This is a genomic window from Staphylococcus sp. FSL H8-0121, from assembly GCF_038008425.1.
Lineage (GTDB): Bacteria > Bacillota > Bacilli > Staphylococcales > Staphylococcaceae > Staphylococcus > Staphylococcus pasteuri.
Map to the genome: position 1 here is coordinate 821,755 of NZ_JBBOZB010000002.1, position 15,163 is coordinate 836,917.

The window sequence follows — 15,163 nt, forward strand, 5'->3', positions numbered from 1 at the left end:
TTAAACGACTTATCCACACAATTATACTTTTTCAGTAAGATAGATGTCAAATGACTGTGAATATGTTCGTAAAAGATGTGTAAACTTGTGCATAGTATGGTAATTATCCACACAGAAAACACGAACCACTATTGATAAGTGGATAACTCAATGTCATACTCATTATTAATGAAAATAAGGGACTATAACAGTTTGGGAAATAATTTATAAAGCTGTATGAAAAATGAATATGAATAAGAGGCTATGTTTTTAAGGAAATAAAAAATCACTAATTACGGTTAAGATTAAATCGTAATAGCGTATTAAAATGAGCTTGCTTTATAAGTAGTAATTTGTTATATTGTAGTAGTTGCTTGAAATATGACTAGATAATAAGTATATTAAACCAAGAATTTCTTATAGCAGTCAGTCAATAAGAGGTATCTCTTATATATAAGTTTTGTTGCTATTACATTAATAGTTACACACTTTAACAATTTATCTATCTATGAAATTTATCAGGAAGTTTAATCCTGGAGATGTTAGATAACTTAATAAAGATGGAGGTGTTTTGCATGGTAAAACGTACTTATCAACCAAATAAACGTAAACATAGTAAAGTTCATGGTTTCAGAAAACGCATGAGCACTAAAAATGGCCGTAAAGTCTTAGCGCGTCGTCGTCGTAAAGGCCGTAAAGTATTATCTGCATAAGATCACTGACTCATCAGTGGTCTTTTTTTTCGTTTAGAATAAGAAAAGCTAACTAACTTTAGACAAATGATACAACTAGACTTCAATTGAAATCAGCGTTTTCCCGATAAATGCTGGTTTATTTTTAGTTAAAAAATGAAATGAGTTATAATAATGCAGTAAGAGAATTTAATAAGCGAGTGATGTTTGGTGGAAAAAGCGTACCGTATAAAAAAGAACTCAGATTTTCAAAAGATATATAAAAAAGGAAAGTCTGTTGCAAATAGACAATTTGTTGTATATACCTATGACAATAGTGAACAAGAACATTTTCGCTTAGGCATTAGTGTTTCAAAAAAGGTAGGAAATGCTGTCACAAGAAATAGAATTAAGAGAGCGATAAGAGAAAATTTTAAAGTTCATAAACAAGATATGATCTCGAAAGATATTATAGTTATTGCAAGACATCCTGCAAAAAATATGTCGACATTAGAAATACAAGGAAGCTTAGAACATGTTCTCAAAATAGCTAAAGTATTTAATAAGAAGATTAAGTAGGGTAGGGGAAAGAAAAAAGGGACGGACTTTTAGACATACATCAGTCTAACCTCAGACAACCCTAAGTCTAACCTGTCTATTTAAAAACAAGATAATAGCTTTTTAAAAAGAAACAATTTACAATATAATATTGAAAATTTACTTGAATAAGGAGGCCAGCCTAACAATGGATTTTGATACAATAACTAGTATTTCAACGCCAATGGGTGAAGGTGCAATTGGTATTGTGAGACTCTCAGGTCCACAAGCAATTGAAATTGGCGATAAGTTATATAAAGGTAAGAAAAAATTAGCAGAAGTAGATTCACATACAATTAATTACGGTCATATTATTGATCCGGATACTAATGAAACAGTTGAAGAAGTTATGATTTCAGTTTTAAGGGCACCTAAAACTTTTACTAGAGAAGATATCATCGAAATCAATTGTCATGGCGGTATATTAACAATTAATCGTATTTTAGAATTAACAATGACACATGGTGCACGTATTGCTGAACCAGGTGAATATACAAAACGAGCTTTCTTAAATGGAAGAATTGACTTATCTCAAGCAGAAGCAGTAATGGATTTTATTCGTTCTAAAACAGATCGTGCTTCTAAAGTGGCGATGAATCAAATTGAAGGTCGTTTAAGTGATTTAATTAAACGTCAACGTCAATCAATATTAGAGATACTCGCCCAAGTAGAAGTGAATATTGATTATCCTGAGTATGACGATGTAGAAGATGCAACCACAGAGTTTTTATTACAACAATCTAAACGTATAAAACAAGAAATTAATCAATTACTAGAAACAGGCGCTCAAGGTAAAATTATGAGAGAAGGACTCTCAACTGTTATTGTAGGTCGACCAAACGTAGGTAAGTCTTCCATGTTAAATAACCTTATTCAAGACAATAAAGCGATTGTGACTGAAGTAGCTGGTACCACACGTGACGTACTTGAAGAATATGTTAACGTCAGAGGAGTACCATTAAGATTAGTAGATACAGCAGGTATTCGAGATACTGAAGATATCGTTGAAAAAATAGGTGTTGAACGATCCCGTAAAGCACTTAGTCAGGCAGATTTAATCTTATTTGTATTAAATAATAATGAAGCATTAACAGAAGATGACCAAACATTATATGATGTTGTTAAAAATGAAGACGTCATTGTTATTATCAATAAAACAGATTTAGAAACGAATTTAGATATAAATGAAGTAAAAGAAATGATTGGTGACACACCATTAATTCAAACGTCTATGTTAAAACAAGAAGGTATTGACGAATTAGAGATACAAATCAGAGATCTATTCTTTGGTGGAGATGTTCAAAACCAAGATATGACGTACGTATCAAATTCACGACATATTTCATTACTTAAACAAGCAAGACAGTCTATTCAAGATGCGATTGATGCGGCAGAATCTGGTATTCCAATGGATATGGTACAAATCGATTTAACCCGCACTTGGGAAATACTAGGTGAAATCATTGGTGAGTCAGCAAGTGACGAACTTATCGATCAATTATTTAGTCAATTTTGCTTAGGAAAATAAAGATTCACAGGACTAAAGGTAGTCAAAAATAAAATCAAAATGTGAGATGTATATAGATTTACGATCAATAAGGAGGTTAAACAATTGGTTCAAGAATATGATGTAATTGTAATTGGTGCAGGCCATGCAGGTATTGAAGCAGGTTTAGCATCAGCAAGACGTGGCGCTAAAACATTAATGTTAACAATCAATTTAGATAATATCGCTTTTATGCCATGTAACCCATCTGTTGGCGGCCCAGCTAAAGGAATAGTTGTACGTGAAATAGATGCATTAGGTGGACAAATGGCAAAAGCAATAGATAAAACGCATATCCAAATGCGTATGCTGAATACTGGTAAAGGACCTGCTGTAAGAGCATTACGTGCCCAAGCAGATAAAGTACTATACCAACAAGAAATGAAAAATGTCCTTGAAGACGAAGAAAATTTAGATATCATGCAAGGTATGGTAGATGAATTAATTATTGAAGATGAAGAAGTTAAGGGTGTACGTACAAATATTGGTACTGAATACCGTTCTAAAGCTGTTGTTGTAACAACAGGTACATTCTTACGCGGTGAAATCATTCTTGGTAATATGAAATATTCAAGTGGTCCTAATCACCAATTACCATCTGTGACATTAGCAGATAACCTAAGAGGATTAGGTTTCGAAGTTGTACGATTTAAAACAGGTACACCACCACGTGTAAATTCTAAAACAATTGATTATTCAAAAACTGAAATCCAACCAGGTGATGAAGTTGGACGTGCATTCAGTTATGAAACAACTGAATACATTTTAGATCAATTACCATGTTGGTTAACTTATACAAATGATAAAACGCATCAAGTTATTGATGATAACTTACATTTATCAGCAATGTACTCAGGTATGATTAAAGGGACTGGACCAAGATATTGTCCTTCAATTGAAGATAAATTTGTGCGTTTCAATGACAAACCACGTCATCAACTATTCTTAGAGCCAGAAGGACGTAATACTAATGAAGTTTATGTACAAGGACTTTCAACAAGTCTACCTGAACATGTTCAAAGACAAATGTTAGAAACAATCCCAGGCCTAGAAAAAGCAGACATGATGCGTGCAGGTTATGCTATTGAGTATGATGCAATTGTTCCAACTCAATTATGGCCAACACTTGAAACTAAAAAAATTAAAAACCTTTATACTGCAGGTCAAATCAACGGTACTTCTGGTTATGAAGAAGCGGCTGGACAAGGTATTATGGCAGGAATTAATGCTGCTGCGAAAGTATTAGGTAAAGAGGAAGTTATCTTAAGTCGTTCTGACGCTTATATCGGCGTTTTAATTGATGACTTAGTAACTAAAGGAACTAACGAACCATATCGTTTATTAACATCACGTGCAGAATATCGTTTATTGCTACGTCATGATAATGCTGATTTACGCTTAACTGATTTAGGTTATGAATTAGGTATGATTTCTGACGAACGTTATGAAAAATTCAACCATAAACGTCAACAAATTAAAGATGAAATTCAAAGATTAACTGAAATTCGTATTAAACCAAATGAACATACTCAATCTATAATTGAAGCAAATAATGGTTCTAAACTTAAAGATGGTATTTTAGCAATTGATTTATTACGCAGACCAGAAATGACTTACAATACTATTCTAGAAATTTTAGAAGAAGACCATCAATTACCTTCAGATGTTGAAGAACAAGTTGAAATTCAAACTAAATATGAAGGTTACATCAATAAATCATTACAACAAGTTGAAAAAGTAAAACGCATGGAGAAAAAGAAAATACCTGAAGACTTAGATTATAGTAAAGTGGATAGCTTAGCTTCTGAAGCAAGAGAAAAATTAGCTGAAGTTAAACCATTAAACATTGCACAAGCATCAAGAATTTCAGGTGTAAATCCAGCAGATATTTCAATTTTACTTGTGTATTTAGAACAAGGTAAACTTCAAAGGGTGAATCAATAATGAGTATAGAATGGCTATCTGAGAAATTAAAAGAACACGACATCGAATTATCTAACACTCAAAAAGAACAATTTCAGACATATTATCAGTTACTTGTTGAATGGAACGAAAAAATGAATTTAACAAGTATTACCGATGAACATGGTGTTTATTTAAAACATTTTTATGATTCCATTACACCTAGTTTTTATTACGACTTTAATGGACCATTAACTTTATGTGATGTGGGTGCAGGTGCAGGTTTCCCTAGTATTCCATTGAAAATTATTTTTCCTGAATTAAAAGTTACTATTGTTGATTCATTAAATAAACGTATTCAATTTTTAAACCACTTAGCAGATGCTTTAGGACTACAGGATGTAAGTTTTGTTCACGATCGCGCAGAAACATTTGGTAAAGGAGACTACAGGGAGTCTTACGATATCGTTACTGCTCGTGCTGTAGCCCGTTTAACAGTACTAAGTGAATTATGCTTACCATTAGTTAAAAAAGGCGGACAATTTATAGCTTTAAAATCATCTAAAGGCGAAGAAGAGTTAGATGAAGCCAAGTTTGCGATTAATGTGTTAGGTGGTAACGTGAAAGAGACGTTTAACTTTGAATTACCAGAAGATGCAGGAGAAAGACAAATGATTGTCATTGATAAACGACGACAAACATCTAAGAAATACCCGAGAAAACCCGGTACACCCAATAAATCCCCTTTACTTGAAAAGTAAGATGTGATGATATAGAAATAAATGAGAGGGAGCGAATGGATTATGAAGAAACCTTTTTCAAAATTATTTGGTTTAAAAAACAAAGATGACATCATGGGTTCTATTGAAGAAGACCGAAATAATAATGTTGAGTCCATTCATATTGAACGTATCGTACCTAATCGTTATCAACCACGACAAGTATTTGAACCAAGTAAAATCAATGAACTTGCTGAATCTATTAAAGAACATGGATTATTACAGCCAATTGTAGTAAGACCAATCGAAGAAGATATGTTTGAAATCATTGCTGGTGAACGTAGATTTAGAGCAATGCAGTCGTTAAATATGTCTCAAGCAGATGTGATTATTCGCGATATGGATGATGAGGAAACTGCAGTTGTTGCACTTATTGAAAATATTCAACGCGAAAATTTATCCGTCGTTGAAGAAGCGGAAGCCTATAAAAAACTACTTGAACTTGGTGATGTGACACAAAGTGAATTGGCTAAAAGTCTAGGTAAGAGTCAAAGTTTTATTGCCAATAAGTTACGTTTACTTAAATTAGCACCTAATGTTATTACACGATTAAGAGAAGGTAAAATAACAGAACGCCATGCTCGAGCTGTCCTTGTACTATCACATGAAGATCAAGAAGAATTGATTGAACAAGTCATAGCACAGAAATTAAATGTGAAACAAACAGAAGATAAAGTTCGCCAAAAAACTGGTCCTGAAAAGGTTAAAGCACAATCATTCCAATTTTCACAAGATGTGACACAAGCGCGAGATGAAGTAGGTAAAAGTATCGAAGCTATACAACAATCAGGTTTATATGTTGAACAAAAAGATAGAGATCATGATGATTATTATGAAATTAAAATAAGAATATATAAGAAATAGCGATAACTCCTTTTGTCTGTAACTGACGGAAGGAGTTTTTTATGTTGATACTAATTAGAAAAGACCTAATGGACGGCTGTATCAAACGTTAATAATTAGAAAATTAGGTATATTTATTTTAATCTTTACAAGATAGTAGGACAGTTTTAAACTAAAAGTAAACGAAACGTTTCGTTTAATAATTAGCAAAGAAGGATTATTGTGTTCGGAATATCTATTTCAAGTGCGATACTTCATTTTGTCATTGGTGGGTTTGCAGTAGCATTAGCTTCTATTATTGCTGACAAAGTTGGTGGTAAATTAGGAGGTATAATAGCAACAATGCCTGCAGTCTACTTAGCAGCAGTAATAGCATTAGCTATAGATCATCGTGGAGATTCGCTCGTTAAAATGTCTATGCATTTAAGCACAGGTGCAATTGTCGGTATTATCTCTTGCATTTTAACTGTATTTTTCACCTCAATTTTTATAAAAAAGAAAAACTATAAGAGTGGTACAGTATTTGCCGTATTATGTTGGTTTATTATTTCTGTAGCTATTTTTGTAGTCAGACATTTATAAAAAGGGAGGTACATTTTTGATGAAATTAACAATAATTAAGTTTTTAGTTGGAGGCTTAGCAGTATTAGTCAGCTACATCGTATCAGTAGTACTTCCTTGGAAAGAATTTGGAGGTATTTTTGCTACGTTTCCTGCAGTCTTTTTAGTGTCTATGTTTATATCTGGTATGCAATATGGAAATAAAGTAGCTATGCATGTCAGTAGAGGTGCGATCTTCGGAATGACTGGTGTTTTATTCAGTATATTAGCTACATGGGGCATGCTAAAGGTAACAAATATTTGGTTGCTTAGCATTATTGTTGGATTTATAGTATGGTTTGTTAGTGCATTTATAATATTTGAAATCGTGGAAGTCATTGCACGAAAAAGAAGGGAAAAATATGGCTGGAAGACCGAAAGACCCAACAGTAAATAAAAAAATTTATCAAGAAATTAATCGTTTATTAGAAACAACACATTTTAAAGATATGACCATTGATCAGATTGCTGAAAATACAAGTGTATCAAAGGCAACAATTTATCGTCGATGGAGAGACAAAGAATCAATGATTGTTGATATGTTTGTCGACCAATCACGTATTATTGAGCCAGAATTCGATACTGTATTTGATAATTTATATGACTTTTTAATAAAAATAATGAACATCTATAAGACACCTTTAGGTAGTGCAGTGATAGAAATTCTAATTAGTAATCAGCAAACTGAAGCAAAAGATAAGTTTATGAAAGAATACTTTGAACGTAATAGAAGTATTTTAAAGTCAATTATTAGTAAGGATATTGATGAAGCGGACCAAGATTTATTTATAGATATTATTTTTTCACCTATTTATTTTAATATTTTAATTAAACCGCAATCATTAACTAAAGAGTATATAGAAAATATGTTGAACATTGCTTTAAAAGCTTATGATATATAATTTTACGACGTCCTTGATAGAGGGCGTTTTTAATTTGTCTAGAATAAGGGGATAGTCTAAAGGAAGTCTTATGAAAGCTATTTTAAAGAGATAGATTATCGCAATTCGATTAACTATACTCATACATAAATATATCCTGAGACACTTTCCTATGTCCCAGGATAATTAATTTTATTGCATGTTAGCTAAGCCTTTCATAGATTCTGTAAACGCAGCTCCTCCTAGCGTAAAGCCAACCATCACGATTAAGGCAATGACTGCCCAAATAATAGATGCTTTTTTAGAAAGTTTACTTGTACCGTAATAAACTGTAAAAATAACATAGGCAGCTAATAAATTCGATAAACTAAAGGCGGCTAAATAATTATTACCCTTGTCGAATATATTCAGGCTATCTAATTGAGTTTCTGGAATTGTAAGACCAAATAATGCTTGTATCGCATAAACAATAATTGAAAATGAAGTTGTAATGATTAAGTAAGAGATAGATGCAGAAATAATATGTATTGCTTGTGCATCAGATTTCATAATTTTAGAGATAACTAAGAAAATAACAAATGTGATTAATAATCCTAGGATAAGACCACCAATTGATTGTCCAATAGTAACTGCTAAATTGAATTGGTTTTGTTTATCAATTTCAGATTGGCTCATTCCCATATCTTTGAGCATTTTGGTGTTGTCAGTTATATGTGCAGTTAAAAGTCCTAAAATAATAGATAACACAATAAGTACAATTAATTTCACTATCCATTTAGGATTTTGACGGATTTTTCTAAAGTGATCAACAAAAGGTAAGTTAGAACTTGTCGCTTCTTCAGTCTGTGCTGCATTAGATTGTTCCATTTATGTATCTCTCCTTTTTTAATATTTATTAACAGAATAACATTGTTAACTAATATTTAAAATATCAATTTTTATTTTGAATAAGTATAATAAATAGACTAAGTAAAAATAATATTAAAAACATTTCATTAATCTCAAACTTAAAAATAACTTAAATATCCTTAAATTCAATATATATAATAATTAAAGTGTGTTATCATGCAAAATATAATACATTTTAAGGAGCATAGGATATGAATAAGAAACTATTATGGAGTATTATTGGCGTGGCAATTATCTTACTTCTTATCATTGCCGCATTTATCGCAAAGCAATCAACAAGCTCTGACGATAAAGATAGTAAGGGATACGATACATATACAGTTAAAAAAGAAACACCGATTAGTTTGGAAGGTAAAGCATCTCCCAAATCAGTCAAAACATATAACAACAATAGCCAAATAGGCACATTCCAAAGTCCTGCCGTAGACGATGGTCAAAAGGTTAAACAAGGCGACCGTCTCTTAAGCTACGACACGAATAATAGTAAACGCCAACAACTCGCAAATAAAGTTGATCAAGCACAACAACAAGTGAACGATGATTATCAAAAGGTCAATCAAAGTCCAAACAATAATCAACTACAGTCTAAATTGACGCAAGATCAAAGTTCACTCAATGAAGCACAACAACAATTATCACAACATGATAAACAAATGAATGACAGTATTTATGCATCATTTGACGGTAAGGTAAATATTAAAAATGGTGAAGATGCTGGTGATGGTCAACCCGTTCTACAATTGATTTCAGACAATCCACAAATTAAATCAACGGTTACTGAATTTGATGTCGATAAAATCAAAGAGGGTGACGAGGTTGACGTAACCGTGAATAGTAACGGTAAAAAAGGCAAAGGTAAAATCCTTAAAGTAGATGAACTACCAACTAGCTATGATGATAGCGCGAGTGGTGAATCAAGTGGAGCTCAGGCAAGTGCTGGAGGTCAAGGCGAAGATAGTGAAGAAGGCGCAAGTGCAGCCCAAGCTTCTAATCCAACAGTTAACAATCCTTCGGGCGGTAAAGAAGGAGACACGTCTAAATATAATGTTATTATTGGTGATTTAGACATCCCTGTACGTGCTGGATTCTCTATAGATGCTAAAATTCCTTTAAAAACTAAGAAATTACCTAATAATGTGTTAACAAAAGATAATGATGTGTTTGTAGTAGATAAACATAATAAAGTTCATAAACGTGATATTAAAATTGATCGTAGTAATGGCCAAATTATTGTGAAAAAAGGACTTAAAGCAGGTGACAAAGTCATCAAAAATCCTAAAGGTAATCTAAATGATGGAGAAAAAGTTGAGGTGTCATCATGATTGAATTGAAAAAAATGAATCGACACTTCAAAAATGGTGACGAAACGAATCATATCTTAAAAGATATTGATATCCATATTGATGAAGGCGAATTTATTGCTATTATGGGACCATCCGGTTCAGGTAAGAGTACCCTCATCAATATCCTTGGATTTATTGATCGTGGTTATGAAGGTGAATATCTTTTTAATGGTGAAAATTATAAAAAAAGTTCAGATAATAAACTCGCAACCATTCGTAATCACACAGTAGGATTTGTCTTCCAAAACTTTAAGCTTATTCAAAATAATACAATTCTTGAAAATGTCAGCATCCCACTCATATACAACGGTATGGGTAGTAAAGAACGTAAAGACAAAGTATTGAAGGGATTAGAAGATGTTGGCCTTCACAACAAGGAAGACTTACTTCCCAATAAATTGTCTGGTGGTCAACAACAACGTGTAGCTATCGCAAGAGCGATTATTAATGAACCTAAGTTTGTCATTGCTGATGAACCTACAGGAGCTCTTGATTCAAAAACATCAAAAGATATCATGGATTTATTCGTAACGTTAAATAAAGAAAAAGGTACAACCATGATTATGGTAACCCATGATCGTGAGGTCGCTAACAAAGCGGATCGTATCATTCACATTTTGGATGGTCGTGTGAAAGAGGAAGAGGTGTTGGCGCATGAGTAACTTTTCTAATATTTTGTCTGTCGCCTTTCGCTCTATTTTAAAAAATAAGCGCCGTAATATCTTCACAATGATAGGGATTATTATCGGGATTGCTGCTGTTATTACGATCATGGCACTAGGTAATGGTTTTAAAAAGACAACCAATGAACAATTTGATGATGCAGGTGCAGGTAAAAACCAAGCCATGATTACTTATATGACAGAAGATATGAGTGCACCTAAAGACAACCCGTTTAAACAAGAAGATCTCAGTGTTGTAGAACAAGTTAAAGGTGTTAAAAGCGCGAAAGTAAAGGAAAGTAAAGATAGTACTTATGCCGCTAAAATTACAAATACTCATGGAAGCGGCGATGTTGATTTGAAAAAGGCGAGCCATGTATCAGATATCGATCATGGGCATGGTTTTACTAATGATGATAATGACACACAAGAAAAGGTTGTTGTTATAGATAATAAAGTCGCTAAAAAGGTCTTTCATAATGCAGATAGTGCGGTAGGAAAATCAATTTATATTAATGGGGAAGGCTTTAAAGTAGTTGGTGTTGGTGATGCAAGCGGTCAAGATGCAAGTGGCATGCCTCTCGAGACAGTTGTTCAAATGCCAACAAAGACGGCTGACCATTACATGAGTAACCTATCTCAAGGAACGCCACAAATACAAGTGAAGGTTAATGATGGTGAAGATAAAAAAGAAATTGGTAAAAAAGTTGAAAAAGAACTGAATAAAAAAGGAACTGGCGTTTCAAATGGCCAGTATAGTTTTAATGATAACGAAGAAATGATGAAAAGCATTGGTAAAGTCTTAGATACCATCACATACTTTGTGGCAGCAGTCGCAGGTATTTCACTATTTATTGCAGGTATTGGTGTCATGAATGTGATGTATATTTCTGTTACGGAACGTACCGAAGAAATTGCGATACGTCGTGCCTTTGGTGCTAAAGGTCGAGACATTGAAATACAATTCTTAGTTGAAAGTGTTGTACTTTGTCTACTCGGTGGTATTATCGGCTTAATTCTAGGTATTATCATTGCCACAGTGGTCGATATAGCAACACCAGATATGGTTAAAAGTTCAGTTAGTATAAGTTCAGTCATCTTGGCTGTAGGCGTATCAACGCTTATTGGTGTTGTCTTCGGTTGGATACCAGCCCGCGCAGCCTCTAAAAAAGAATTAATAGATATTATTAAATAATAATATTTCAATATTAACTAAATATATATGAAAAGTTCGTCACAATTATTATTTGTGGCGAACTTTTTCTACTCCAATTATTACAATATAAATAATATTTTCTGAGATACAGTATTTATTTTTATAACTAAAAATTAGCAAGTTGGTATGTGATGTATTATATTAAATCAACATTTTATCTATATTAACTAAATCGCTGTAATGCCACCATCTATAACAAATTCAGAACCTGTAGAGTAAGAAGCTTCATCGGATGCTAAAAAGCAAACCATGTTTGACACTTCTTCAACTTCAGCTATACGTCGCATTGGTATTTGTTTAGCAAATTCATCGACGGCTTCTTTAACATCTTTTTGTTGAATCATAGGTGTATTAATAACACTTGGGTGAACAGAATTTACGCGAATATTATACGGCGACAATTCATGTGCTGCAGCTTTAGTCATACCTCTTACTGCAAATTTTGTATCAGTATAACCAATGGCACCTCCAACTAATCCATCAATAGAAGAGATATTGATAATGGCACCACTTTGTTGTTCTTTCATTACCTTAGCTACTGATTTGATACCTAAAAAGACAGAGACTTGGTTAATATTAACAATCTTCATATAATCGTCTAGTGTTAAAGACTCTAAAGGCTTGTTATAAGTCATACCTGCATTATTAACTAGAACATCAATTTTCTTCCACTTTGCTAAAACAGTTTCAATTACATTTTGCCAATCATCCTCACTAGTTACGTCATGCTTGATAAAAAGAGCATTAGAGCCTAAAGTTTTGGCTAATTCATTTCCTTTTTCCTCATTGATATCAGTGATAACGACTTTAGCACCATGTTCTATAGCTTTTTTAGCGTGCATTTCTCCCATACCTTGAGCGCCACCAGTAATAATCATTACCTTATTATTTAGCTTTTGCATATTGTTATTCCTCCTTAAAAATCTGACATCCCTTTATATGAAATAATTATAAAACTTATTATAAATAAAGTGTAATACTTACTAAAAATTATGATGATTTTTGTTGTGTGAATCTTTATTGTTTAAAATTTCACCTGCTATAAGTACAATGCTTTTAACTGTTTATATAATGGGAAATAATATATTGTATATAATTATAGTAACAACATGTAATTTAGACGGAATAACGAGGGGGTAGACTAAAATGAGTAAGGATAAAGCACTTGTATTAGGCGGCGGTGGTATTACAGGAATTGCTTGGGAAGCTGGCGTACTAGCAGGGTTAATAGATTCAGGTATAAAAATGAATCAAGTAGATAAGATATTAGGTAGTTCTGCAGGTTCATTTGTTGGAGCGATTTTAGCAAATAATCAAAACATGCAAGCATATTATCAAGATTTAGCAACACATCATAGTGAATCCGATAATGCTCAACTTGATCCAGCGATATATGGCTTGTGGACTAAAGCATTTATTAAAGGTAGGGATAATGAACAATTAATCGGTCAGTATCTAGGAGATATTATTAATAGTCACCCATCAAATGTTTCACCAGAGACTCGAAGTGATTCAATACAACAAAGATTAGGTAATGCTAAATGGACGGATCAACTTGAAATTACTGCGATAAATGCAAGGACAGGCAAGTTGTCGACTTTTAATGAGAATAGCGGCGTGAGCTTAAAAGAAGCAGTGACTGCTAGCGGTGCTGTGCCAGGTCTTTGGCCACACATTAATTTATTGGGAGAATCTTGGATTGATGGTGGTATGGTTTCATCAACAAATGCGATGTTAGTGTCAGACTATCAAGATATTATTATTCTGGCTCCTCTTAGTCAAAAACTAGGTCAAGTGCCTTCAGTGTATGAAGAAGCGGAGAAATTAAAAGAACAAAGTAACGTTACCTTAATTGTACCTGACGAAAACAGTAAAGGTAGTATAGGTCAAAATATTTATTCATCAAAAAATATTAAAGAAATTGGTGATGCTGGATATGAACAAGGGAAGACACTAGCGACATCTTTAACTGAAAATATTGAGAATTAGAAATAAAATATGAAATTGTAACAAAAAAACCTCATTAATGATTGTATTGAGGGAATTTTTTCTTTAACAATGAAAGTATCATTGTCAGCTATTATATTAAGAGGTGTGTCTAGTTAATAAAGCAATATTGTAGTAATGTAAATTTAAAGAGATAAGTCATGAAAAAGGAGACTTAATATGACACAAAAAGTATTAATTACAGGTGCGAATAAAGGATTAGGATTTGAAACGGGGAGACAATTAGGAAACAAAGGTTGGACTATTTTATTAGGTGCTAGAGATGAAATAAGAGGTACTGAAGCGGTAAAGACGTTACAACAAAAAGGTATTAATGCGGAATGGATCAAAATTGATTTCAATGATTTAACAACCATTCACGAAGCGGCAAAATATGTTGAAAATAACCATGCTGATTTAAATGTACTCATTAATAATGCAGGCATTTCAGGAAATATGGAAGCATCTCCATTAGATGTTGATATTGAAGAATTAAAAACAGTGACAGAGGTCAATGTTTATGGAAACTTTGAAATGGTTAAATCGTTCACGCCAATCCTAGCACGCAATAAAGGGAGAATACTCAATTTAACCATTCCTACTAAACCAAGTAATTTTTTCCATCCATTTAGTTATATGACAACGAAAACGGCACTCAATTCAATGATTAAATTATTTGCGAAGTATTTTAAGAAACATAAGATTTCTGTTGAAATATTTGGAGTCATGCCTGGTGGTATTACAACAGATTTAAATAATAACCAAAAAGGCTTTTTAATGCGTACAGTAAATGAAGGTGCACAATCAATTGTTAATGTAATAATGGATAAGCGTAATCATAACGGGAAAATTTTGATTCGATTGAGACCATTTAAAGTATTTAAAAAATAGAAATGAAGAGTTATAAGTACCGTTATTAAGAGCGTAAAATATAGAATAAAATTATAAGATTTATTTTATCTATTATTGTATAATATTTAAAGTAAGCAAGTTGAATGGTGGCGGCTAATCTCAAAAAAATGGGGTGATGCCTATGATTTTGGTTTTTACTCCTAGAGAGGAGTAGCATGACTGATTATGAAATGCTGATGGTCGTTTTAACGATTATTGGCTTAATATTAATTAGTAGTAAGCAAAATTAATAGACCATCTCAACTTTAGCAATTAGATGGTCTAAATAGACAATTTCAAAAGCTACCGTCTTTTTAACGGGCTTACATAGGCGCAAGTGTTGGTAGCACTTGTGCTT

The 15,163-nt window shown here is 32.8% G+C and carries 16 protein-coding genes; 14 read left to right on the plus strand and 2 right to left on the minus strand.

Translation table 11 applies throughout. From position 1 onward, the window contains the following. Nucleotides 1-554: 554 nt before the first annotated feature. From rpmH to LFT63_RS09350, 9 genes are all read left to right on the plus strand, one after another. Nucleotides 555-692 (plus strand): 50S ribosomal protein L34, encoded by a 138-nt coding sequence (rpmH, locus tag LFT63_RS09310; protein ID WP_000240855.1) that lies wholly within the window; start codon nucleotides 555-557, stop codon nucleotides 690-692. A 189-nt stretch (nucleotides 693-881) separates the two neighbouring features. Then, nucleotides 882-1,229, plus strand: a complete 348-nt coding sequence (gene rnpA / locus LFT63_RS09315; protein WP_029056641.1) for a ribonuclease P protein component — start codon at nucleotides 882-884, stop codon at nucleotides 1,227-1,229. Nucleotides 1,230-1,395: 166 nt separating this feature from the next. Continuing rightward, nucleotides 1,396-2,775, plus strand: a complete 1,380-nt coding sequence (gene mnmE, locus LFT63_RS09320; RefSeq protein ID WP_029056640.1) for a tRNA uridine-5-carboxymethylaminomethyl(34) synthesis GTPase MnmE — start codon at nucleotides 1,396-1,398, stop codon at nucleotides 2,773-2,775. Nucleotides 2,776-2,859: 84 nt separating this feature from the next. Next, nucleotides 2,860-4,737 carry a tRNA uridine-5-carboxymethylaminomethyl(34) synthesis enzyme MnmG gene (mnmG, locus tag LFT63_RS09325; RefSeq protein ID WP_029056639.1) on the plus strand — a complete coding sequence of 626 codons (1,878 nt, stop codon included), beginning with the start codon at nucleotides 2,860-2,862 and terminating at the stop codon, nucleotides 4,735-4,737. Continuing rightward, entirely contained in the window at nucleotides 4,737-5,456 is a 720-nt protein-coding gene (gene rsmG / locus LFT63_RS09330; protein ID WP_017636719.1) for a 16S rRNA (guanine(527)-N(7))-methyltransferase RsmG, read from the plus strand. The genes mnmG and rsmG overlap by 1 nt, the downstream gene beginning before the upstream one ends. A 42-nt stretch (nucleotides 5,457-5,498) precedes the next feature. Further along, the gene (gene noc / locus LFT63_RS09335) at nucleotides 5,499-6,338 is read left to right on the plus strand and encodes a nucleoid occlusion protein (protein ID WP_017636718.1); all 840 of its coding nucleotides are present in this window, start codon (nucleotides 5,499-5,501) and stop codon (nucleotides 6,336-6,338) included. Between the two features lie 201 nt (nucleotides 6,339-6,539). Next, on the plus strand, nucleotides 6,540-6,899 hold the full coding sequence (locus LFT63_RS09340; RefSeq protein WP_029056638.1) for a DUF3147 family protein: 360 nt from the start codon (nucleotides 6,540-6,542) through the stop codon (nucleotides 6,897-6,899). Between the two features lie 19 nt (nucleotides 6,900-6,918). Next, the gene (locus tag LFT63_RS09345) at nucleotides 6,919-7,314 is read left to right on the plus strand and encodes a DUF3147 family protein (protein ID WP_029056637.1); all 396 of its coding nucleotides are present in this window, start codon (nucleotides 6,919-6,921) and stop codon (nucleotides 7,312-7,314) included. Next, the gene (locus LFT63_RS09350) at nucleotides 7,280-7,819 is read left to right on the plus strand and encodes a TetR/AcrR family transcriptional regulator (RefSeq protein ID WP_029056636.1); all 540 of its coding nucleotides are present in this window, start codon (nucleotides 7,280-7,282) and stop codon (nucleotides 7,817-7,819) included. Before LFT63_RS09345 ends, LFT63_RS09350 begins: the two co-directional genes overlap by 35 nt. Before the next feature lie 171 nt (nucleotides 7,820-7,990). Here LFT63_RS09350 and LFT63_RS09355 read toward each other — a convergent pair whose 3' ends face one another. Further along, entirely contained in the window at nucleotides 7,991-8,665 is a 675-nt protein-coding gene (locus LFT63_RS09355; RefSeq protein WP_154828095.1) for a YIP1 family protein, read from the minus strand. A 233-nt stretch (nucleotides 8,666-8,898) separates the two neighbouring features. Here LFT63_RS09355 and LFT63_RS09360 point away from each other — a divergent pair, with 233 nt between their 5' ends. From LFT63_RS09360 to LFT63_RS09370, 3 genes are read left to right on the plus strand one after another with little or no spacing between them, the layout of a single operon-like run. Next, a complete protein-coding gene (locus LFT63_RS09360) occupies nucleotides 8,899-10,029 on the plus strand; it encodes an efflux RND transporter periplasmic adaptor subunit (RefSeq protein WP_029056634.1) in 1,131 nt (376 codons plus the stop codon). Beyond that, the gene (locus LFT63_RS09365) at nucleotides 10,026-10,712 is read left to right on the plus strand and encodes an ABC transporter ATP-binding protein (protein ID WP_340768874.1); all 687 of its coding nucleotides are present in this window, start codon (nucleotides 10,026-10,028) and stop codon (nucleotides 10,710-10,712) included. The genes LFT63_RS09360 and LFT63_RS09365 overlap by 4 nt, the downstream gene beginning before the upstream one ends. Beyond that, a complete protein-coding gene (locus LFT63_RS09370) occupies nucleotides 10,705-11,907 on the plus strand; it encodes an ABC transporter permease (RefSeq protein ID WP_340768876.1) in 1,203 nt (400 codons plus the stop codon). Before LFT63_RS09365 ends, LFT63_RS09370 begins: the two co-directional genes overlap by 8 nt. A 188-nt stretch (nucleotides 11,908-12,095) precedes the next feature. Here the strand turns inward: LFT63_RS09370 and LFT63_RS09375 are convergent, their stop codons facing one another. After that, entirely contained in the window at nucleotides 12,096-12,830 is a 735-nt protein-coding gene (locus LFT63_RS09375; protein ID WP_340768878.1) for a glucose 1-dehydrogenase, read from the minus strand. 244 nt (nucleotides 12,831-13,074) lie between these two features. Here LFT63_RS09375 and LFT63_RS09380 point away from each other — a divergent pair, with 244 nt between their 5' ends. Beyond that, the gene (locus LFT63_RS09380) at nucleotides 13,075-13,917 is read left to right on the plus strand and encodes a patatin-like phospholipase family protein (protein WP_029056631.1); all 843 of its coding nucleotides are present in this window, start codon (nucleotides 13,075-13,077) and stop codon (nucleotides 13,915-13,917) included. 177 nt (nucleotides 13,918-14,094) lie between these two features. Then, complete coding sequence (locus LFT63_RS09385; RefSeq protein WP_029056630.1) at nucleotides 14,095-14,805, plus strand: SDR family NAD(P)-dependent oxidoreductase; 711 nt, start codon at nucleotides 14,095-14,097, stop codon at nucleotides 14,803-14,805. Nucleotides 14,806-15,163: the final 358 nt, after the last annotated feature.